The organism is Caballeronia sp. LZ001 (assembly GCF_031450875.1).
GTDB lineage: Bacteria > Pseudomonadota > Gammaproteobacteria > Burkholderiales > Burkholderiaceae > Caballeronia.
Map to the genome: position 1 here is coordinate 16,143 of NZ_JARTVX010000001.1, position 20,180 is coordinate 36,322.

Consider the following 20,180-nt stretch of genomic DNA (forward strand, 5'->3'; position numbering starts at 1 on the left):
CACACAAGCATTCCGTGCCGCAGACAATAGGCGCTGTCAAGTTGAAGGCTGGGAATCAACTTGACAAATCCATTAATCGATAATTAGGGTCTGTTTTCATTCGATGAAATGTTTTACGTCTTGTCTTTTGCACGAGCGGGGCAAGATGATCCGAACGTTACTAAGTGACGAGATATGGGCACGAATCGAGTCGGTGTTGCCGGGCAAGGAAGGCGATCCTGGGCGAACAGCGGCCGACAACCGATGGTTTATCGAGGCCGTTCTCTGGATCGGCCGCACGGGTTGTCCGTGGCGCGACTTGCCCAAGGCGTTCGGGAAATGGCATACGGTGTACATGCGTTTCTCCAGATGGCGCCGCAAGGGCGTGTGGGAGAGTGTGATACACGCGGTAGCCGACGATTCCGAGATCAAACATGTGTTGATCGATTCGACCATCGTACGCGCGCACCAGCACTCATCAGGCGCTCGAAAAAAGAAACGGTCCGCAAGCGATCGGCCGCTCGCGAGGCGGGTTGACGACCAAATTGCACGTGGCCGTCGATCACGGTGGACGTCCACTGAGATTAATCGTCACCGAAGGGCAAGCCTCTGATCACGCGTACGCGAATGCCCTGGTAGAGCATCTGCGTACCGGAGCAGTCATTGCCGACAAGGGCTATGACTCGAATACGTTTGTCGAGAACGTCTGCGCGACGGGCGCGAAGGCCGTCATCCCGCCGCGTTCGAATCGCAAGATCCAGCGCCGTTACAGTCGAGTGCTGTATCGAACTCGGAATATCGTCGAGCGCTTTTTCTGCCGTATCAAACATTTTCGTCGCGTCGCCACGCGTTACGACAAGCTCGCCGGCAACTATCTCGCCTTTGCTTCGCTTGCCTGTGCCTTTGGACCGCTAGTGAGAATGTAAACAGACCCTAGAAGAACGAACGCAGGCGAAATCGACAGCCTGTCCTTCCAAGCTCCTCTGCACGTCAGGAAATCGAGCGCTTGCTGACCATCTTCCACCGCGATCATCTTAAGGCGCCGCTCGCTTTTCGCAAGCGCTGCCGTCGTCAACTCACGATCTGACGCGCTGCTATCAACGACAAGCACGGTCCGCACTTTAGCTTCCACTTTCCTGTCCATCTCCGGCACCCTGTTTTGCGGCCAAGAAAGTCTCGGTCGTCGCTCCGCTATTTTAGATGGGCCGACGTCCCCAGACCAACGGCTACTTAACACATCGGGCGAAGCGCTCTGATCGTGAGCATCAATCTTAGGGCGCGGCGGGTGCTGAAGACCCTATGCAAACTTGCTGCGAAAACCTTCTCCCAGCCACTAGTTCGCGTCTGGCGTTTGCAGAGGGCACATCGTTGTCCAGCGCAAAGAGGGGCTCATTCTCGCCGTCGTCATTGACGCGGATCAACGGATCAACACGTCAGCCTACGTGCCCAGATCCGCTGGCTTCGATCCACAATATGGGGATGAGATTACGCCGTCGAGTTGGTCTAAGTCGGCTACACGCAATCGCGCAAGCAGCGCCTCGTGCAACTCCTCCCATGCGCCGGCGGCTTGCCGGTCACGCGAACGACTTCAGGAACTCATGCCACTGCCGTCGCCCACCTCGCGAGGCATTGGTCCCACGCAGGCCCGTCTGTAAGACAAGGAGGATGCCTGTGAGCACCGCTCGATTATCAAGCGGCTTGCGTCCCGGGTAACGGATTCGTCGCGGTTTGGGAGGGGCAGCAGCCGTTCAATGAGTGCCCACAGTACGTCGTGGAGGATCGGCTTAGCCATTCTCGTCGTCGATACAATGGAAGGTTAGGGTGTTCATCGAGAGTAAGTAGCCTGTTCGCGCTTTTTTTTAGGGCTTCTTATAGAAGTGCTCGTACAATTCATTATCGAGAGCGCGAAGTCGGAGCACAGCCATCATCAACTCGACGAAACGTCGCTTGTGGCCGCAGACCGTTGTCGGGTCGAACAATCGGAGAGCGTATGAAGTGGGATGCAGAACTATCGCCTCGATGTGAATTCTGGACGATGCGAAAAAGACGGGGCGTCGCGATGCCTCGCGTGCTCGTGGTTGACGATTTTCGGGATACAGCTGATGCTATTTGTTGCGTGCTGAGCCTGTTTGATATCGACACGACCGTCGCCTACGGAGGGGAGTCAGCGCTTCGAAAAGCGCGCGACTGGCAGCCCGACGTCGCGTTGCTAGATATCTGGATGCCGGACATAAGCGGGCTGGATGTCTCCCAACAAATCCGGAAGTCAGCGCACCTTGCCGACACGATTTTAATCGCACATTCAGCCGCCGCAGAGAGCGCGGACCGTGAACGCGCAAAAAGCGCGGCGTTTGATGCGTTCTGTGCGAAGCCCACTGACGCCGAGCGGCTTGTTCCGCTAGTGCGGTATTTCGTGCGGGAGTCTACTTGAACAAGCACTGAGCGGTTGAAACGTCCCAAGGGTAGGTCAAGGGTCTCGGCAGCGTGGATCCTGAGGCAGCGAATCAGCTTTGCGCGTTTTGTGTCGACGATCGGGTGATTGCGTGACACCGATATCTCGTCCCCTTCCTTAGAACTGGCCAATTTCTTGTTCATCGCCGAAATCGTTTAGTGTGGCTGGGTTTGCGAAAGGCGAGTCGTTGACGTTGAATTCGCGCGGGTCTTCCGAGGTCCATTAGTCAAACTTGGCGTTAGTAAGGCACCTACATGCAACTATGGTGTTGTTGAGGACCATGGATTGCACTCGTGTCGTCGGACTCCTCACCCGGGAGGTGCTATGAATGCAACGCAACGGCGTCCGAGAACGACTCGCTTGCCGAGGAAAGTCGTGCCTCCTGTTGCGGGCACCAGCGAAAGCGACGTCGAGGTCTACGCTTCCTACCGCGGATCACCGTCTGGAGGATTCTACGGAACTTTGGCGGTCGTGCGAAAAACCGATGGTCGACTGCTTTATCCGTTTGAAGGCGCCGCAGAGATTGGGCCGTTCGGTAGCAAGCTAGATGCGGTAGACGCAGCGAAACGACAAGGGCTTGCGATCATCGATGGCGACCCGCTGAGGCCCGAGCTTTAGTATTTCGAGCCTGTCCTTGCACGATCGAATAATGCTGCCTGTTCCGGTAACCCGCTACTTCCACTGCCGTCCGTGTCGGGATCGGAATAGAGCAGGGCCGTGGGGCGGCCGTGCGTGCAAGAAGCGAAATGGCAAACAGCTTTCCGCATGACCGTCGTTTCCGATGTCGGCTTATTCAGGCTGCCAATCGCAGTCTTTGGCACCGTCGTTGCTGAGGGTGTGAAAGGTCTTGCCTCCAGGAAACCACATGTCAAGCGCCGCACTTTTTGCCATCCTCCCGCGTTTGGAGCACGCGCATCTTTAAGCCATTGAACAGGCCTGTCTGCGCTCTGGTCATCGACGACGACGAACGAATCGCCCAAGCGCTTGCTGCAGTACTCGAGGTCGAAGGCTTCGAGGTGAAAATAACCGACTGCGTTCATTGCTTCGAAATAGTCAAGAGATGGCCCCCGAACGTGGTGCTGCTCGACATCGAAATGCCTTTCATGAACGGCTTCGGCGTGGCCAAGGAGCTTCGCAAGCTGAGCCAATGTGCCGACACACCGATTGTCGCTCACACCTCGCTACCCGAAGACGCTGTACTCTTGCAAGGCATACCGGCAGGCATCGACGCCTATTGTCGAAAAGGAAACGCACTGGACGCTTTGATTGCTCTTCTTGGGGTAATGGCGCCGAGCACATGAGGAGGACCTCTCCATCGACAAAACAAGCTATTCGCGCTGCTCCTTTCGTTGCTCAATTGCTTCAAGAACGGCATCTGGATTGGTCGCCGCCTGTAGCGTTTCCGCATGTTGGTCGTGCCGATCAGGTACGTGAGGAAGATCCCGTCGAAGCTCCTCAAGCAACATGATGATCTTGGTGGTTTTCTGCTCGGCCAGCAGATTAATCTGGAGTTCAAGATGCGCGCGGTCTTCCTCGACACGCGCTAAGCGCTTTTGCCGAGTGAGCACCGCCATCGTGATTAGGACGCCGATGAAAGTGATAATGCCTTGCAACAGAGAAAATGGTGGTTCGTCGAAATAGCGATAGCCCAGGTGATGCAACAAGACGTCACTGACAATCCATGCCACGCTCGCACATAGGAAAGTCAGTAGGAACCGTGGTTCGCCAAAGAACACGCTCACTCGCTCAATCACTCTTTGGAGCACGGTGCGCTTCGCATCCTCGCGCTGCGCAAACTGCGAGACCTTCTCCAGATTTTCGTGAATCGCTTCAGAAATGCTCGTGGCGGTGCTGTTGTCGGCCCGTGGATCTAGTGTCATGTCAGCGCTGGAGTCTCGGTTGAAAGTGGCCAAGTCAGGTGGGGGTTCGTCCACCTCCAACATAACGCAATGGACGGACAACGTGTTGCCCTGGCATCGGCATCAAAAAACGCCCGGGAAGCTAAAGGCGGGCCTTTATCCGCTATGTGAGATCGCAAATGCGCTCGAATTCATGTCCAGGGTTCCGTTGTTCACGGCAACCTCCATTCTTTATCGATCGGGACTTGAATGCCTGCGGCTCACTGTATGGCACGGCGTTTGCGGCCACCATAGGCTTGGACAAAATTAAACAAACATCAGGAGGAGTTATGAAACTGCTTACAACCAGCGATGGACTACCACGCTTGTCTTGGGGGGCCGTCATCGCGGGCGTCATCCTTTCAATGATCGTTTATTTGATCATGAGCGTCCTAGGCGCGGCTGTCGGCGCTTCGCTCCTTTCGCCGATGTCTAACCCCGATGCGTTGCACGGCTTTGGATTTGGCTCTGGGGTGTGGGTTATCGTCACCACCGTCATTGCGGTTTTCGTCGGTTCCTATTATGCGGGGCGCTGCGCACCGGTGCTTGGCTGGCTGCATGGCCTGCTCTCTTGGGCAGTCATGACACTCCTGGTTGTCTACGGCATGACTTCGCTCATCTCTGGAGCCGTCAGTACGGCGGGCAGTGTTGCCGCGACAAGCGCGCAAGTCGGTGCGACAGCTGCAAATCAGGCCGGCAGCGGAAATCAAATGGTCGACTCGGCCAAGCAACAAATCCAGGCGGCAATGGCGTCGGCTGCGTCGGCGGCATCGGGCCCGGACGCCGAGCAGAATGCGCGTACGGCAGCGGATGCCGCCGCGCGAGGCGTTGCCCGAGCGAGCTGGTTCTCATTTGCCGCGCTGATCGTGGGCGCGATCATCGCCATCGTTTCGGGCGCGACCGGCTTCCGTCACCAGCCTCCGTTTGAAGAAGGCGGCGGATCGGCAGTCGATCGCGATGTAGCCCCCGCACGTGCTCGCACCGTTCAAGCGGGTCGTCGTACTTGATGGAACTTTCAATGAACTCAAAAATGCCTCCAAACGCTCCGCCGCCGCCTGCTGCCGTGTCTGACGAGGTTCGCCTCGCTGCCGTGCAGGAGGAACTTGCGGTGGACGTCAGAAAAACAGAAACCGGCGCAGTGCGCGTGCGTAAGGTCGTGCATGAGGAAATGCAATCCGTCGCCATGCGGCTGAGGAGCGAACAGGTCGAAGTCAGCCGCGTTGCGGTCAACCGCGCGGTCGACGAGCGCAGCGAACCACGGCAGGAAGGTAACACCCTGATCATCCCTGTCTACGAATACGTGCCTGTGGTCAGGATGCAACTGACCTTGAAGGAAGAGGTACACATTAAGACCACCGAGTCGCAAAGGGACATGGTGCATCAAGTGCTCGTCAACACCGAGGAGCTGATCGTGGAACGGCGCGAAGGTGCGGAGGGCGAGTGGAGGCGCGACCCGACCGTGGATTGACCGTAACCGGGAACAGCGGTTGCGGAACCAGCGCACGCGCAACATTCCCGGCTTAGCGTAGGCCTTTTTATGGAGATGCTGCTATGACTCAAACCATCATTGGGATATTCGATAGTTTTCAAGATGCCGAGGTTGCACAGAGTCGCCTCGAAGCAGAAGGCGTCGCCCGTTCCGACATGAGCGTGCACGCGAACGATGCCGGTTCCACTCTTGGTGCCGAGACGGCCACGCGCGATGTGACGACAGGCGCTACCGGCGAGCAGCACGAAGGGGCGATGGGACGCATCGAACACTTCTTCAAAAACCTCTTTGGCGACGACGATCGTCCCGAGGAAGTCGGCCACTATCAAGAAGCGGTTCGTCGCGGCGGCGCGCTCTTGTCGGTGGACGTGCAGGACGAATCCGCAAGCGAGCGTGTTCGCGACTCGCTGTATGCGGCTGGCGCTGTTGATATTGACTCGCGCGTTGCTCAGTGGCGCGGTGCCGGCTACACCGGCTACGATCGGAGCGCTCCTGCCTACACCGCTGACCAGGTTGCGGCCGAACGACAGGCGTTTCCAGTTGTGCAGGAGTCGTTGGAAGTCGGCAAGCGTGTCGTCCAGACGGGCGGTGTACGAGTGTACTCACGGCTGACGGAGACGCCAGTCAGTGAGTCCGTATCGCTTCACGAAGAGCACGCAAGCATTGAACGGCGGGCGGTCGATCGGCCTGCAACTGCGGCAGACTTGAAGGAAGGGTTTGTCGAGATCAAGGAAACAGCGGAACAGCCCGTCGTTGCGAAGACAGCGCGCGTGGTCGAGGAAGTGGTTGTCGGTAAAGAGGCATCAAATCGAACCGAGACCGTCAACGACACAGTGCGTGGGACTGAGGTAGAGGTCGAACGAACCGCGGGCCTTGAAGGCACGTCGACGACTACTTCTGATACCAAGAAAACACCGCTTTAACCTTGATGAGCCGGCTTGCTTCGTCCTGCACAGGCAGGCCAGGCGACTCAACTCTCGCGGGCGCATACCTAGCGACGCATGTTCCGTCTTAACGACGGAACAAGTTCCGTAACGAGTATGTCATCCAAGGAGTGAATATTCGCCCCAACACCGATCTCACCACATGCTTGGGCCCCAGGACAACGGTTGCGACCAAAATCACGGAAATCAGCTGTGCATAAGGCGACTGAAGAATCACCGGTCCCTGTTGAGCTGGACGTGGGCGCTCGCCGCGCCGGGCTTCGGCAATCGACGAGTTGATATGGTTGGCCGCGATCAATTCAGCCCGTGTCGCGCCCATTCGGACGAGGACCGTCTGTTGGGAGGTGCTAACGTCGTTTGCGCTCACTTCATCGACTCCTTAACTGCCGCGATATCTGCTTGCATTTCGGACCGAAGCGACCTGAATGGCGTTGTTGGTTTTTGTTTCCGCATCACGAGAAATGCGGCGATTGAAACAACCAGCCAAAGACCGGCGATTCCCCAAACGGAAGCAAGAAAGTAGGGCGTCTGCCAAGCGGTTGCGATAATTGCGAAACAAAGGAATGACAGCGTGAACAAGATTCCTATCGCAAGTGTTACCATTGCGATGAGCTCACGCATAACCTTGGCTTTGGCCTGTTGAAGTTCGCTGAGAAACAGCTCGCTGTAGTCCGCCACCCTCGCTGTACAGAACTGACCGACGTTGCGCCAACGCGTGATTTTAGAGTGGATCGACATATGGTTTCGCCCCTGTTCGGTGGCAAGGGGATGACGCCTTGCCGCCGCGCTGCTTGATGACTTTTATAAAGGATCAGTAGTTATCTTCGTCCCCGCGATATCTTGCCGTGTTGCGGCGGGGCGGCGCTGAGCTTGCACTCGCCCAGATTGCGCCCAATAAGAAACCTAGGCCGGCCACGATCGCAAGCGCGGTGAACGGGTTATCAGTTGTCTTATCGCGCACAATGTCGGCGGTGTCGGCGTACAGTTGTTGCGCCTTGCCGCCGAGTTCTTTCGCCTTCCCTGCGACCTGTGTTTCCGTGTCGGCCATTACTGAACCAACCGCATCCTGCACCTTACCGGTAATCTGCTGAACCGTTCCTTCCGCCTTATTCGTTTCCATGTTTCCTCCGCTAGTTGAACGGCGTGCAGCAAGCCTTTACGTTATTGTCTCCCACTCAGATCATGCCTTATGCGGCTAAGTGTTCAGTAAGTTAGGCACCTTCGCACAGGTGCAAGTTGTGTACCCGTAAAATGCTTTTCTTTGGCCTGGCCTCGCTTCCGCGCGAGTTCTCAAGGAGTGGTGAAAGCGGCTCGCCGTCGCACCCTTGTGATTGATGCACCAACCACGCGACTTACGCGACCGCTTCCGCTTCGTCGCCGCGATGCGCCGAGTATTTGGAAGTTTTGCCGATGCCCGGATTGAAGCAGTTGCACGGATCGAGCTTCTATAGAAATCCGCAAGTGCGGGCTTAGCTTCGTACAAGTGCCCCACGTTGGAGTTCAGCAGGATGTTCGGCACCGCGGACATCTGCCACTCGAGCATCTCGTGTTCGAGCGCCACGCAGTCGTGACCCTTCGCGACGATATAGTCCAGGTGAAACGCATGACATAGAAAGTTTCCGTAACACAGCTTGAGCATCACGGCCTGTTCGATTCCCCCGGCAAGCGCTCGAACCAGTTACGGTCGTTGCGTCGAAGCACAATATCCAGCGCGACGATATGTTCTACTTCACGGTAATGCACTGCGAGGTAACGCACCGCCGCGCTGGCCGCAGCGAACCGATGCAGAAACGCCTTGCGGCCTTCGTCGTCGGTACATTCGAAGTAGGCGCCATTCGCGTGCGCGAAGCGTTCCGACAGACACGCCCGCGCTTCATCGGTGCCCGCTGTCGGCACCTTCAACACTAGATGATGTTCGTACCGGCTGTGATACTCATCAAGACGTGCTGGGAGATGCTCCGGCGCTAGGCCGCTGAGCCATTGCAGCACACGATCGGTAAAATGCTTCGGCACGAAACTATAGCGATCAAACACGGCATCGAAACGCGTCTCAATGCAAAAAACATGGGCAAACGGGACGTGCCGAACCGGTCGATGATGACCAACAGGTCCTTGCCGTATCGCTTCGCGACGTCGAACGCATCGCGGTGCATGTACTCGCCTGCATTGGGTAAGTGCGTAGAGCTGGCGAGCCCGTGGCGTCGGATGTCGGTGAGCACGCTCGTGTCGTTGGTCCCTACGCAGAAGACCTTAGCGCCATGTTGCGCCGCAAACGTGTCGAGCCGCACGGCGAAGGTCATCAAAGCGGGTGAGCATTTCGACCCATTGTGCTAGCACCTGCTCCGGTTCGCCTACGTGACAACATTGCGCTTGCCGACGCATTCTTCCGCCCTACATATATCGTCGCAAGCGCGGACGCTTTCGAGCCGTGAAGGGCTACAACGACGGGATGGCAGAACGTAGGGCTTCATGCTCAGTCCGGCGGAATTCGGCGGAGGACAAATAGCTATGCCGGTCAAAACTTTTTGAACACTCCTCAAACAACGTTCTTGAACGCGTAGCTAGGCATCGGTTTTCCATCCTGACATGCAACGCCGTTGGATGATTGCATGATTTTTCTAATGCGAGGTTACCGAGCATGAAGAACTAGCCGCCGAAGCGCGAACAGACCGGCGAGCGTCATCCCCGTTCCAAGTCCTCGCTCGATTTGTTCAAAGGCACGCACAACAACGTCAAGGCGCGTCTCTCTAAGCTGGCGGTCATGCTCGTTGACCACCGCTGTCGCAATTGCCATCTCATCCGTGCTCAATCCCCAACCGCTTAAATTTCCCGACGCGAGGACGCCAGTAAGCGCAGCCTCGGCGGAGGCAAGGCTTCGCTCGTCGATCTCGCCGTGCCCGGCCGCTGCGATTAATCCCGTTAAGGCCACGGCTTGCGATAGGCAACGCAAAGTCGCCGCGTCGCCTTGCCCGGCACGGGCGACTTCAAGCGCCATGCGGACCTGGATGGAAATTTGTGCGACCGAAGCCGGATCGAGCGGAAGATAAAGGACCTTCTTATGCCTTGCCGCTTTTGCGACGCTACGGATCGGTTTTCGCGACTTTGGTTTAGGCACCATTGGGCATTCGAGTCAGAAGAGGATCGGGTATTAATCGGAGACAGCAAATCCCGTTCTCGATTGACTCGAAGAATGCATGAGGCCCAAGTCCGATGTCTCGTTCCAAACTTTTACGACAAGAGATCGCTCGCGCTCCCGTCGGCGCCGAAGCATTGGCGGCCATACTTACCGGCGAAGGACTTCAAAGCTCGTTCTCACTAAGGGCAGCGCCGTGTTCAATGCGCCGTCGGCCTGGACGCCGCATGTCGTCGTGCTCGGTATAGAAAAGCCGATCAGCGACGGCTTTTTCGTCGCTTTATTCATGCGCGGTTCCGCACGGTTCGCCCGGACGCCGATCATTGCGTACACCTCGCTCGCCGGGGCAGAGGTGATCGCGCGCGACAAGGAGGTGGAAATCGATGCCTTTTGCCGAAAGGGGCACTCGCCGCCTTCGCCAGTCGCGCTAATCGAGCATGTTGCGCCTCTCGGATTGTCTTAGCGAAGCGAAGCTTGGCCGGTTCGCCAAGCCGTCTTTTGCCAATGACCAACGATCGAGATGATCTTGCTCCCGCAAAGGCCGCCCGCTGGCGGAGTGCTAAATAACTAGAATATTGGTCAGTTTCCCACGCTTCGCTAGACGCGAGACAGTATCGGACCTCGCAAAAATAGGGACGCACCGCCCGTTGATTTGTCGGGCTAGAATAAGTATGTAGGATATGACGAATGCGGCTGCTGGGATTACCGTAGCTGGTCGACAAGGCAATGCCAGGCAATTCCCCGACGTATGGGGACAGCATGAAAGGACGAGGAACCGCAATACGAGGAGACGGTGAGGCAGGTACATAGATCCCATTGTCAATGGTCGACACGAACCTTTGACCATCGAGCCGTCCTTACGGCCGTCGTCGTTGATGACCAGGAGTTGGTCGCAGACAGCGTGGCGGCGGCGCTTGACACGGCGGGTCTTGAAGCGCACCCGGTGTACAGCGGTCCGGCGGCAGTCGCCTCATGCGCAATGCTGCGCCCACAACTTGTACTGTTAGATATCTCTATGCCGCAGCAAGATGGATTTGTTACCGCAGCAATCCTGCGCCGCACGCAGGCCGCCCGTGACGTCATCATTATCGCCTACACCGCATTCGATGAGACATTCGTTCGTGCCCGATCGGAAGTGGGCGACTTCGATGGCTATTTTCAAAAAGGTCAACCAATCGACGCTTTGATCGCCCTCATACACAGTTTTTCCTCCTCGCCGCGCGTTGCCTAGCGGTAGCGTTTGAGGCATTAACGCTTCACGTCAAACGCATGAAGTCGGTGACTTTCGGGCGCTGGCGGTTCTAAGCTTCCTGCTGTCTTGGAGTGCAGGATGGAATTTGCCGCGATCTTCTCCGACGTCAAAAAGATGATCACAGAGACAAGACTGTCTGCTGACTTCGAGGCGCCGAGCATTTCTTAAATAACGAGGCGTATGGCGTATCGCGTAGGGCTAAAGCGTAGGGCGCATTGCATAGGCCGTCATGGTTCGCTAGCTCGGTGCGAAGCCATCGCACCAAAGAGAGTGAACAAGCGATTCACATCGAGCGGTTTGACAAAATGATGGTCGAATCCGGCCGCCAGCGCTTTATCTTTGTCCTGAGGAAGTCCATATCCAGTCACGGCGATAAGCACCGCGTCGGCGGTCTGCGGCCGGCGGTTGAGCTTTGATGCAAGCTCATAGCCGTCCATATCTGGCAAGCCGATATCTAGAAGGCAGACATGTGGGTGCCAGTTTTCGGTTTCCGCCAGGGCGCCGGCGCCGCTTTGAGCCACGCGTACTTCGTTGCCTAGCGAGTCCACCAACATGGCGAGCGTCTCGGCGGCGTCAATGTTATCGTCCACAACCAGCACGCGTAGACGGCTAAGCGAGGGCGAATCAGTTGTCGGTGGCGAATTTTCGACCATTTGTTCCGAAGCCGTCTCGACATGTTTCAGGCAGACGATGAACCTGGTACCTTGTCCCGGTCCGTCGCTGGCAAGCGCGACTGTGCCGTCGTGGAGTTGCACGAGGCTTTTAACAAGGGCGAGCCCAATGCCTAGACCTCCTTGAGAACGATCCGAGCTTCGCTCTGCCTGAGCGAAAAGGTCGAACGCGCGGGCAGCGACCTCTGGCGTCATGCCAATTCCATTGTCCGTAACCGTGATCCGAACGAACTTCCCCCGTACCGCGACAGAGAAATCAATCGCGCCGCCGTCGGGTGTGTACTTCGCGGCGTTGTTGAGCAGGTTGGCAAAGACCTGCGTGAGCCGTTTCTCGTCCGCTCGAACAAGTGCTGCGGAAGATGCGGAATGGAAACTAAGACGGTGCCTTTTCAACTCAACCAGCGGTCGGACTTGTTCTATCGCGTCTGCCGCAACGCGGTTTGTATCCAAGACCTGCAGATTCAGTTTAATCAGCCCTTGCGTGACCCGTGACACCTCCAGGAGGTCATCGATGAGGCCGGTCATGTGTCGGACCTGTCGCGAGATGATCTCGGACGCCTTGCTTACGCGGCGGGCATTGCTTGGCGCGACTCTCATCAGTTCGGCAGCGCTCGCGATCGGAGAGAGCGGATTGCGCAATTCATGCGATAGCATGGCCAAGAACTCGTCCTTGCGCTTGTCCGCACGCCGCAGTTGCTTTTCTGCGTCTACGCGATCGGTGATGTCGAGTTGCGCCACTACGGCGCCGACGATTTTGCCGTGGTCGTCTTTTATGGGCGCCCCGGTGCTCAGCAGCGTTCGAGTGGCAGGCGGATCCTCAAAGTTCTCGATCGAAACGAGATCCCGCGTGTTTTCGGCACCTTGCAAAACACGCGCCGATGTCCAATCCGCGGCGTTAAGCAATTAGCCATGCTTGTCGGAATGGTCAGCCCAACGCGCTTTCCACATCTGGAAATCGTCGATCTCTGCTGGACGAGGATGTTCCTCCCCCCATAATTTGGCAAACGACCGGTTCACACGCTCGATAGCACCGTGCTCGTCGCTGACAACGATGCCGATTGGTGCGGCCTCCAATACGGCGTCAAGGCGACGTGTCGCTTCAAGTGCGGCGCGCGCAGCGGCGCGCGCGCTGCGCTCGCTTTGGAGCAGACGCTCTTCATTTCTGCGCTGTTCGATGATATCGGAAAACAAGACACCGACTTGGTTTGGGACACTCGCATCAGGGCAAAAGGCATAGATATCGAACCAACGTCTGAGCTGGGAAGCCTCTCGCTGCGCATGAATGGGCTCGCCATTCCTGGCGACTGCGCCATAAATGTCGAAGAAGTGCCGATCGTGGCCCGGGATCAACTCAGATATCGACTTACCCTGCGCATCGGCAAGACCGGTCTGCAACTCAAACGCGGGATTGACCGTGAGAAAGCGGTAGTCGACGGGCTCGTCGGCTTCGTCAAACGATATCTCGATCAAACAAAATCCCTGGTTGATTGCCTCGAAGAGCGTGCGGTACCGTTGCTCGCTCGCGGTGAGCTGCCGCCGTGTCAAATGAGATTCAGTGACATCGTTTGTCGTATGAGAGACGCACAGCATTGTGCCGTCCGCGTCGAAGATGGGTGTGTTGACGGCGCTCCAGAACCGCTCTTCATAACGCGTCGATCCATCCTCGGCGGTCACCCACAAGGGAAAGCGCTGTAGCGGCATCCTTTGCGTCTCGCCAGTCTGAACGGCGAGCGCGATTGATCGGCGCAACGCTTCAACGCCCGTGTCTTCTGCGTCAGCTTCGTTATGACGAAATACTTCAAAAAGGCTCCGCCCCACCATTTCTTCGCGAAGCAAGGAAGAGACATGAAGGAAGGCGTCGTTGACCGCAAGGACGGTCGCGTCTGCTGTGGGGGAGAGTAAGTAGCTGCCAACAGGAGCAGTGTTGAAGATTTCTTCGAAGATGTGAGAAGCCATAAGCGCGGGCGAATGTTGTACGGCAACATCGCTTGGAATGAGCATACGCAACCCAATTGCAACAACCATGCCCCGGCGGAGAGGCTTGCACAACGCCATATCCCATCCCCAGCACATCAAGCGCGCTGTTAATAACTGCGATCTATCAATAGTCTTAGCCCGATATGAGTATATTATCGGGATAAGGTCTTAGGGTAAAATTGGCTATTTCGCAGTTACCTGAGGCGAACGCCCCGTGGCACAAGCCAACCGCGGCCTTTCGGCCAAGAGATCGCCCGCGCGGTCCCTTAGCTTGACGACAGCGTGACGCTCTGGCGTCGTGCGGCCAGTGCATCGCTTTCCGATCCAGCCGCCTCGCCACCTTTACCCATTCGGCCGAGCGGCGTCGAACTCGCGGTGCTGACCGCGCTGGCCCAAAGCTGCGGGAACGCGATCGTGGAGGACCAGCGGTTTTTTGCGGTGCTGGATTTCATTGCGGAATGTCGTGGCGTCACGCTTGTACAGCAGGCGCTGTGGGGTGAGCAGTTTGAAGACTTGTGGCTCGCCGGGCAGTTGCGAAAGGCACGACTGGCGTTCGAATACTCTACTGGACGTGGCCCGCACGATGACTACGCATAGAGCACGACAGGGTGTGGGGCCGCTGACGTTGGCGTTTCGTCGGATAAAGAACGCGTTTCGTCCTCAGGTGCGTTTATATGAGATACCCGGGGGCATCCACGCGGATTGGGATGTTCCCGTGAAGGTTCGTGACGGTACGATCCTGCGCGTCAACGTGTTTCGCCCGTCAAGCGGCGAGCCGGCGCCGGTGATCATGTCGGCTCATCCATATGGCAAGGACAGGATTGCCGCGCATAGTCGAAGCGGCCGCGCCATCGACCTGCAGTATCGGCTGTTTCCTCAGCCGCAGCCGGTTACTATCTCCGAATGGACGAGCTGGGAGGCGCCCGACCCCGGCTTTTGGGTGCCGCATGGCTACGCGGTGGTGAACGTCGATTTGCGCGGCGGAGGCACCGCAGAAGGCGTCGGTGAACTGTTCTCCGATCAGGAAGCCCTAGACTACTTCGACGTGATCGAATGGGTCGGGGCGCAAACGTGGTGTTGCGGGCGCGTGGCGCTCAATGGCGTGTCGTACCTCGCGATCAGTCAATACAAAGTGGCAGCGATGCGCCCGCCGCATCTTGCGGCCATTTGCCCTTGGGAGGGGTTCAGCGATCTGTATCGCGACTTTGCCCGTCCCGGTGGAGTTCGCGAGGACGGCTTCACGATCGTCTGGGACAAGGGACTCAAGCGGGGCGGAGTGGCGACTTGCACCCGATTTCGAAAAGAGATCGTCGATCGTCCGGATCGAGACGAATGGTACGAATCGACGGTTCCCAATCTTGAGCGCATCGAGGTACCGATTCTGGTCTGCGGCAGCTTCTCGGACCACTCACTTCACACACAAGGTTCGTTCGAGGTGTTCCGACGCGCCGGCTCGGTTCTCAAATCGCTCTACACGCATCGCGACGGCAAGTGGTGTGCTTTTTACAGCGAAGAGGCATCTGCCGCGCGGCTGCGGTTTTTTGATCACACGCTCAAGGGCCTCGACAATGGCTGGGACCGCGAGCCTGCAGTACGTCTGGCGATTTACGATCATGGGCCGGAACCGGTCACCGTTGTTGGCGAGGATCACTGGCCGCCCGACGATCTGCAGTGGCGCACGCTTGCACTTGACGCGGGCCGTGGAACATTGATCGAAGGATCGATGCAGGAGCAGGCGACATCCGTATCGTTTGATACCCGACGAGGGGCGGTACATTTCGTGTGGACAGTGCCGGAGGATATTGATGTGATCGGCCCCATGGCGCTGCGTTTGCACCTTGAAGTGCTGGGCGCCGACGATATTTTCGTTTTTGCAGGCGTGCGCAAGTATCGCGATGGCGTGCAAATGCAGTTCGAAGGCTCATTCGGCTTCTCGGCTGACATGGTCTCCAAAGGATGGCAACGCGCCGCGCATCGTGAGCTCGATGAATGTCTTTCCACCCCGGTACAGCCCGTCCACACCCATCGTTTCGCTGAGCCGCTGCGTGCCGGCGAGATCATTCCAGCCGATATTGCGTTGCAGCCCCACGCGACGCGTTTTCTCAAAGGCGACGTGCTTCGCCTCGACATCCGAGGCACATGGCATTTTCCGAGGGATCCGCTTCGTGGCCAGTTCCCTTCTTTCTACGAACGTAGTCCTAAGGCGGTGTGCGTGCTCCACTCGGGCGGTGAATTCGACGCTCGACTACTGATCGGCACCAGGCCCATTAGCGCGACGTCGGCGAAGAGCAATGCCCCTCGTATGCGCGGTTGAGAGAGGTGGCCCCGTACGGTCGGACAGTTTTTTCGATTTTAAGTGGAACGCTGGGCGGTCACGCTGCCGTTTTCATCGCGGGCAGCATCGCGAAGTAAGCTTCATCCGGGGTCTTGTCCGACAGACTTGAATGAAGCCTTTGCTGGTTGTACCACGTCAGGTAGTTAGCGATCGACTGCCGTGCCTGGTCGACGGACTCATTGGCCTTCAAATATATCTCTTCGTACTTCACGCTGCGCAACAGTCGTGAGATAAAAACGTTGTTCCGCCAGCTTCCCTTGCCATCCATCTACAAAGCGACCCCGCGCGACAGGACCGCGTCGGTGAAGACTGTACTGGTAAATTGGCTACCTTGATCGGTGTTGACGATCTCAGGCAATCCATATTTCGCGAATGCTTCTTCAAGTGCTGCACCGCATGCTCAGCTTCCATCGTGATCGCAACCCAGAGCGCTAAAACACGACGGCTAGCCCAATCAATCACAGCAGTCAGATAGACGAAGCTCTGTACCATAGGCACGAAGGTCGTGAGTGCGAACACCTGGTTGCTGCGCTCGATCTTCCCGTGCCGACGTGCTTACGTCCAACCACTATGCCCTCTCGCTTGAGCAGGCGCATCAACATGCGCGCCCCAGCAAACGGATGCTCAAGGTGCAACTCGTCGATGCGGCGCATGAGCGCCAGACCTGTGGCACCGACCGGGCTCGGCGCGTAGTACGCACTGGATCGACTGATGCGGACCAGCTTGACCTGCCGGGAAACAGGTAGGGGGTGGGCACGATCAATCATTTCTTTGCGCTCAGCAGGCCTGCCTTGCCGAGCGCGCAGGACAAAAAATCATTCTCCAGCGCCAATTGGCCGATCTTTGCGTGAAGCGTCTTCAGATCCACCGGCGGCTCAATGACGGGCACGGCCGCCGCGCCGAACACATCGGCCGCTCGTTCTTGCAACTGCCGCTTCCATTCTGTGATCTAGTTCGGATGAACCTCAAACTGCTGCGCCAATTCTGCCAGCGTGCGCTCGCCGCGTACGGCTGCCAGTGCCACCTTCGCCTTGAACGCCGCGGAGTGCGTGCGCCGGGTTCTCTTCGTCATCGTCTGGTTTCCTTTGTAGGCATTATGCCTATTTCAGAACCCAGCGATTCCGCCTAACCGACTGTCCAGATTTTAGGGGCCACCTCTCTACTGCGGCCATTGAGCGTCAGGTGAAGCAGATGATTTCGATTGTCGAGAAGCGTCGATGGACTCGTTGCCGATGCCAATGCGTCATTTGTTCTCCGAATTGCAGCATTGTGCTCGGTGTAGCTGTCCTGCCTTACCCTCGTTCTCGCTTTCGGTACGTCCGACCCGTCAACGCTTAAGTAACGCTTGCCAACCGCTCACGTGCTTTTGAAATCGCCTTTTCGAGAATGATCCTGGCTCGCATCCTTAAAATGCTATTCGCTGCTCCTTGGGATTCGAATTGGTCGGTGGCACAAGCCATTGGCTGACTTTCGGCACTTAATCGTCGTTCAAGCAGATGATCGAAAACTCCCGGCAGCTGCAAAGGGGCGGATGGACGCGCGCGGCGGCGCGCCCTCGTCAGTTCAATACCGCCAGGTCAGATTGACGCTACCATTGAGCGGCGCGCCGTATGTTCCATAGTTGTATTCGGTCGTGGCCCAATATTTTCTGTTGAGCGCATTGTTCAATGTGCCGGTGATGGTAAAGTGCCGGTTTACGTCGTAGCGCGCCATGAAATCGACATCGACATACGAGCCTTGCTCGGCTGTGCCCAAGCCATCTTCGACATAGCGCGTCGCGCTCTGCCAGCGCACGCTGCTGCCGAGCGTGAGCCTGTGATCGAAGAAGGGCAGGCGATACGTCGTCGTCAGATGCGCCGATTTGCGCGGCACGAAGAGCTGTGTCGACTGACCGTTGTCGTCGTAGACGCGCAGGATCGTAGCGCCCGCGCTGACGTTCCAGTCATGCGTAATCTGCCCCGACACTTCGGCCTCGACACCTTGCGACGTTGCGTCGCCGCCGGTGTAGTAGTAATTCGCCGTGTCTGGATTGAAGCCCGCTTGCGTCGCAATATTTGATTGCCGAATGTGATAAGCCGTCAGAGACGTGTTCAGACGGTTATCGAAGAATGCGCCCTTGATGCCCATTTCGCCGCTGCGCCCGCGAGCGGGACCGAGCAAGTGATTGTTGGCGTCGAGATCGGTCTGCGGATTGAAGATCTTGGTGAAGCTCGCGTACGCGGTGATCTGCTTCGTTAGGTCGTACGTGAGACCGATATACGGCGCCGATCCCGACGACTGCTGGTTGTATCCCGCGCCGTTGGAACTGCCGCTGCTGGCCGACTGTGTGTAGTTGATGCCGAGGAGCAGATGCGCGCGGTCTGTCAGCGTCCATCGCGACGACGCATAGAGCGAGCGGCGCACATCGAGATAATTGACGTGCGAGGTCGCGTCTCCGAAGACCGGTTCCGGATAGTTACCCGCGAGCAGGTCGGCGTAGGCGACGGGCACGCCATCGCCGTCGCCTTCCGCTGACGGATTCGTAAATTGCGAGCGCGAGAAATTCGCGCCGACCACGATATCGTGCGTCCGCCCGAACAGATCAAGTTTGCCCGTCACGTTCGAATCGAGCACCAGTTGCCGGTTTGACGACACATACGACGACGTGTACGAATTGACGCCCGAGCCGTCGGAGTTCAGCGAACCGTACGGATAGAAGAATTTCGCATTGTTGTAGATGTCGTTGTAGTTGACCGTGGTCTTCCACGTCCAGCGCTGCCCGAGTTGCTGAGTGAGTTCCGCGAACGCGCGCTGTTCCTGCGTGTTGAAGTACGCCCACTTCGGTGCCAGGCTCGTGCCCACGCCGTAACTCAACTGATTGCCCGATGCATCGAGCAAAGGCAGGCCGCCCCAGCTCGCGCCTTTCAACTGGTTGTATTCGTAGCTGCCGCCCACGGTCAGGAGCGTGCTCGGTGTGACGTTGATATCAACGACGCCGTAGACGATATCCTTGCTCGGCTGCAGCCGGTCGGTGAACGAATTGCCATCCTGATGCACTGCGACGAGACGGCCCGCGATGGTTCCCGCCTTGTTCAGCGGCCCGGAGATATCGACGTCGATCCGTTTCGTGTCCCACGATCCGTACGACACGTCGCCGGACGCCTGAATCTCGTAAGTCGGGCGTTTGCGAACGAAGTTGACCGTCGCGGACGGATTGCCGGTTTCTGCGTTCAGCCCGTCCGCGCCGCGCAAGACTTCGACGCGGTCATACAGCGACATGTCAATATCGCCGTATTGCGATGTGTATTCCAACGGCGTGCCGACGCCATCAAACTGTAGATTCGTGATGTGAAAGCCGCGCGACATAAAATCGGTCGCGTAGGAATCGTACGGTTCGACGGTCACGCCGGTTACGTGACGCAATGCATCGTTCACGCTGTTGAGCTGGAAGTCGTTCATCTCGGCGCGTGTGAGCACGGACACCGACTGCGGCGTTTCCTTCAGCACAAGCGCGATCTTGCTGCCCGCCGTGGTCGAGTTGATCGTGTAGGAACCGGTCTTTTCGGTCGGCGGCTGAACGTTGCCGCCGCTCGCGGTCACGCTCACGGCGGGCAGCGCCGTTTCGGCGCGGTGGGCTGCTGCCGTGGATGCCGCCGATGCTTCGCGGATGGTGACGGTGTCGCCTTCGCTAGCCGCGACGAGACGGTTTCCATCAAGCATGCGCTCGAACGCCTGCTTCACCGACATGCGGCCGGTGACCGCAGGCGCGGTGCGATTCGCCACCAGCGACGGATCGACCAGCACTTGCACATGCGCCTCGCGCGCCAGTTCGTTCAAGGCGCTGCCAAGCGGCTGAGCCGGAATCGAGAACTCGAGGTTCGATGCGGGTGTAGCGACAGCGGCGGTTTGCGCGCGGGCGTCGGACGCATCGAGCGATGCGATGGCGAAGACGATGGCCGCGGTCATGGCGGACAACGGAAAGCGAGGGTGCAGCATCGACGGCCTCTCCAGCGAGTAATGAAATAAAGGTCATTCCCGAAGAAGACGCAGCGCAGCCGCTAAACCTGACAT

General features: G+C 57.7%; 18 protein-coding genes and 4 pseudogenes. 10 read left to right on the top strand and 12 right to left on the bottom strand.

The window, feature by feature from the left end:
• Positions 1 to 145: 145 nt before the first annotated feature.
• Positions 146 to 905, top strand: a pseudogene (locus P9292_RS00065) (IS5 family transposase).
• Between the two features lie 581 nt (positions 906 to 1,486).
• On the opposite strand, the pseudogene P9292_RS00070 reads toward P9292_RS00065, so the two are convergent.
• Positions 1,487 to 1,771, bottom strand: a pseudogene (locus P9292_RS00070) (transposase); the annotation flags it as partial.
• 198 nt (positions 1,772 to 1,969) lie between these two features.
• Here P9292_RS00070 and P9292_RS00075 point away from each other — a divergent pair.
• Positions 1,970 to 2,410: a response regulator gene (locus P9292_RS00075; protein ID WP_309854451.1), complete on the top strand. Its 441-nt coding sequence runs from the start codon at positions 1,970 to 1,972 to the stop codon at positions 2,408 to 2,410.
• Positions 2,411 to 2,755: 345 nt separating this feature from the next.
• Positions 2,756 to 3,049, top strand: coding sequence for a DUF6723 family protein (locus P9292_RS00080; RefSeq protein WP_309854448.1), 294 nt, complete (start codon positions 2,756 to 2,758; stop codon positions 3,047 to 3,049).
• On the opposite strand, the gene P9292_RS00085 is transcribed toward P9292_RS00080, so the two are convergent.
• On the bottom strand, positions 3,046 to 3,471 hold the full coding sequence (locus P9292_RS00085) for a hypothetical protein (RefSeq protein WP_309854453.1): 426 nt from the start codon (positions 3,469 to 3,471) through the stop codon (positions 3,046 to 3,048). The genes P9292_RS00080 and P9292_RS00085 overlap by 4 nt on opposite strands.
• Between P9292_RS00085 and P9292_RS00090 the strand changes: the two genes are divergently transcribed.
• Positions 3,358 to 3,732: a response regulator gene (locus P9292_RS00090; RefSeq protein ID WP_309854445.1), complete on the top strand. Its 375-nt coding sequence runs from the start codon at positions 3,358 to 3,360 to the stop codon at positions 3,730 to 3,732. The genes P9292_RS00085 and P9292_RS00090 overlap by 114 nt on opposite strands.
• Positions 3,733 to 3,759: 27 nt before the next feature.
• On the opposite strand, the gene P9292_RS00095 is transcribed toward P9292_RS00090, so the two are convergent.
• The gene (locus tag P9292_RS00095) at positions 3,760 to 4,311 is read right to left on the bottom strand and encodes a DUF1003 domain-containing protein (protein WP_309854442.1); all 552 of its coding nucleotides are present in this window, start codon (positions 4,309 to 4,311) and stop codon (positions 3,760 to 3,762) included.
• A 308-nt stretch (positions 4,312 to 4,619) separates the two neighbouring features.
• Between P9292_RS00095 and P9292_RS00100 the strand changes: the two genes are divergently transcribed.
• The 3 genes from P9292_RS00100 to P9292_RS00110 all read left to right on the top strand — a co-directional run bounded on the left by P9292_RS00100 (position 4,620) and on the right by P9292_RS00110 (position 6,741).
• Positions 4,620 to 5,336, top strand: a complete 717-nt coding sequence (locus tag P9292_RS00100; protein WP_309957906.1) for a YrzE family protein — start codon at positions 4,620 to 4,622, stop codon at positions 5,334 to 5,336.
• Positions 5,337 to 5,347: 11 nt separating this feature from the next.
• Positions 5,348 to 5,797 carry a YsnF/AvaK domain-containing protein gene (locus P9292_RS00105; RefSeq protein WP_309851687.1) on the top strand — a complete coding sequence of 150 codons (450 nt, stop codon included), beginning with the start codon at positions 5,348 to 5,350 and terminating at the stop codon, positions 5,795 to 5,797.
• A gap of 83 nt (positions 5,798 to 5,880) precedes the next feature.
• On the top strand, positions 5,881 to 6,741 hold the full coding sequence (locus tag P9292_RS00110) for a YsnF/AvaK domain-containing protein (RefSeq protein ID WP_309854591.1): 861 nt from the start codon (positions 5,881 to 5,883) through the stop codon (positions 6,739 to 6,741).
• 384 nt (positions 6,742 to 7,125) lie between these two features.
• Here P9292_RS00110 and P9292_RS00115 read toward each other — a convergent pair whose 3' ends face one another.
• The 5 genes and pseudogenes from P9292_RS00115 to P9292_RS00150 all read right to left on the bottom strand — a co-directional run bounded on the left by P9292_RS00115 (position 7,126) and on the right by P9292_RS00150 (position 10,183).
• The gene (locus P9292_RS00115) at positions 7,126 to 7,500 is read right to left on the bottom strand and encodes a phage holin family protein (RefSeq protein WP_309854594.1); all 375 of its coding nucleotides are present in this window, start codon (positions 7,498 to 7,500) and stop codon (positions 7,126 to 7,128) included.
• A 73-nt stretch (positions 7,501 to 7,573) separates the two neighbouring features.
• The gene (locus P9292_RS00120) at positions 7,574 to 7,882 is read right to left on the bottom strand and encodes a CsbD family protein (RefSeq protein WP_309854598.1); all 309 of its coding nucleotides are present in this window, start codon (positions 7,880 to 7,882) and stop codon (positions 7,574 to 7,576) included.
• Positions 7,883 to 7,957: 75 nt separating this feature from the next.
• Positions 7,958 to 9,062 (bottom strand): annotated as a pseudogene (locus P9292_RS43015) (hypothetical protein).
• Positions 9,063 to 9,391: 329 nt separating this feature from the next.
• Positions 9,392 to 9,880: a hypothetical protein gene (locus tag P9292_RS00145; protein WP_309957743.1), complete on the bottom strand. Its 489-nt coding sequence runs from the start codon at positions 9,878 to 9,880 to the stop codon at positions 9,392 to 9,394.
• A 165-nt stretch (positions 9,881 to 10,045) separates the two neighbouring features.
• Positions 10,046 to 10,183 carry a hypothetical protein gene (locus P9292_RS00150; RefSeq protein ID WP_309957746.1) on the bottom strand — a complete coding sequence of 46 codons (138 nt, stop codon included), beginning with the start codon at positions 10,181 to 10,183 and terminating at the stop codon, positions 10,046 to 10,048.
• A 505-nt stretch (positions 10,184 to 10,688) separates the two neighbouring features.
• On the opposite strand from P9292_RS00150, the gene P9292_RS00155 reads away from it, so the two are divergent.
• Positions 10,689 to 11,126 carry a response regulator gene (locus P9292_RS00155; protein WP_309957748.1) on the top strand — a complete coding sequence of 146 codons (438 nt, stop codon included), beginning with the start codon at positions 10,689 to 10,691 and terminating at the stop codon, positions 11,124 to 11,126.
• Between the two features lie 248 nt (positions 11,127 to 11,374).
• Here P9292_RS00155 and P9292_RS00160 read toward each other — a convergent pair whose 3' ends face one another.
• Positions 11,375 to 12,721, bottom strand: a complete 1,347-nt coding sequence (locus P9292_RS00160; RefSeq protein WP_309957750.1) for an ATP-binding protein — start codon at positions 12,719 to 12,721, stop codon at positions 11,375 to 11,377.
• The gene (locus P9292_RS00165) at positions 12,722 to 13,843 is read right to left on the bottom strand and encodes a PAS domain-containing protein (RefSeq protein ID WP_309957752.1); all 1,122 of its coding nucleotides are present in this window, start codon (positions 13,841 to 13,843) and stop codon (positions 12,722 to 12,724) included.
• A gap of 234 nt (positions 13,844 to 14,077) precedes the next feature.
• Between P9292_RS00165 and P9292_RS00170 the strand changes: the two genes are divergently transcribed.
• Together P9292_RS00170 and P9292_RS00175 are read left to right on the top strand one after the other, a co-directional pair.
• Positions 14,078 to 14,392 carry a hypothetical protein gene (locus P9292_RS00170; RefSeq protein WP_309854070.1) on the top strand — a complete coding sequence of 105 codons (315 nt, stop codon included), beginning with the start codon at positions 14,078 to 14,080 and terminating at the stop codon, positions 14,390 to 14,392.
• 118 nt (positions 14,393 to 14,510) lie between these two features.
• A complete protein-coding gene (locus P9292_RS00175) occupies positions 14,511 to 16,109 on the top strand; it encodes a CocE/NonD family hydrolase (RefSeq protein ID WP_309854067.1) in 1,599 nt (532 codons plus the stop codon).
• Positions 16,110 to 16,167: 58 nt separating this feature from the next.
• On the opposite strand, the pseudogene P9292_RS00180 reads toward P9292_RS00175, so the two are convergent.
• Together P9292_RS00180 and P9292_RS00185 are read right to left on the bottom strand one after the other, a co-directional pair.
• Positions 16,168 to 17,202: pseudogene (locus P9292_RS00180) on the bottom strand (DDE-type integrase/transposase/recombinase).
• 491 nt (positions 17,203 to 17,693) lie between these two features.
• Positions 17,694 to 20,105 (bottom strand): TonB-dependent siderophore receptor, encoded by a 2,412-nt coding sequence (locus P9292_RS00185; RefSeq protein WP_309854064.1) that lies wholly within the window; start codon positions 20,103 to 20,105, stop codon positions 17,694 to 17,696.
• Between the last annotated feature and the right edge of the window lie 75 nt (positions 20,106 to 20,180).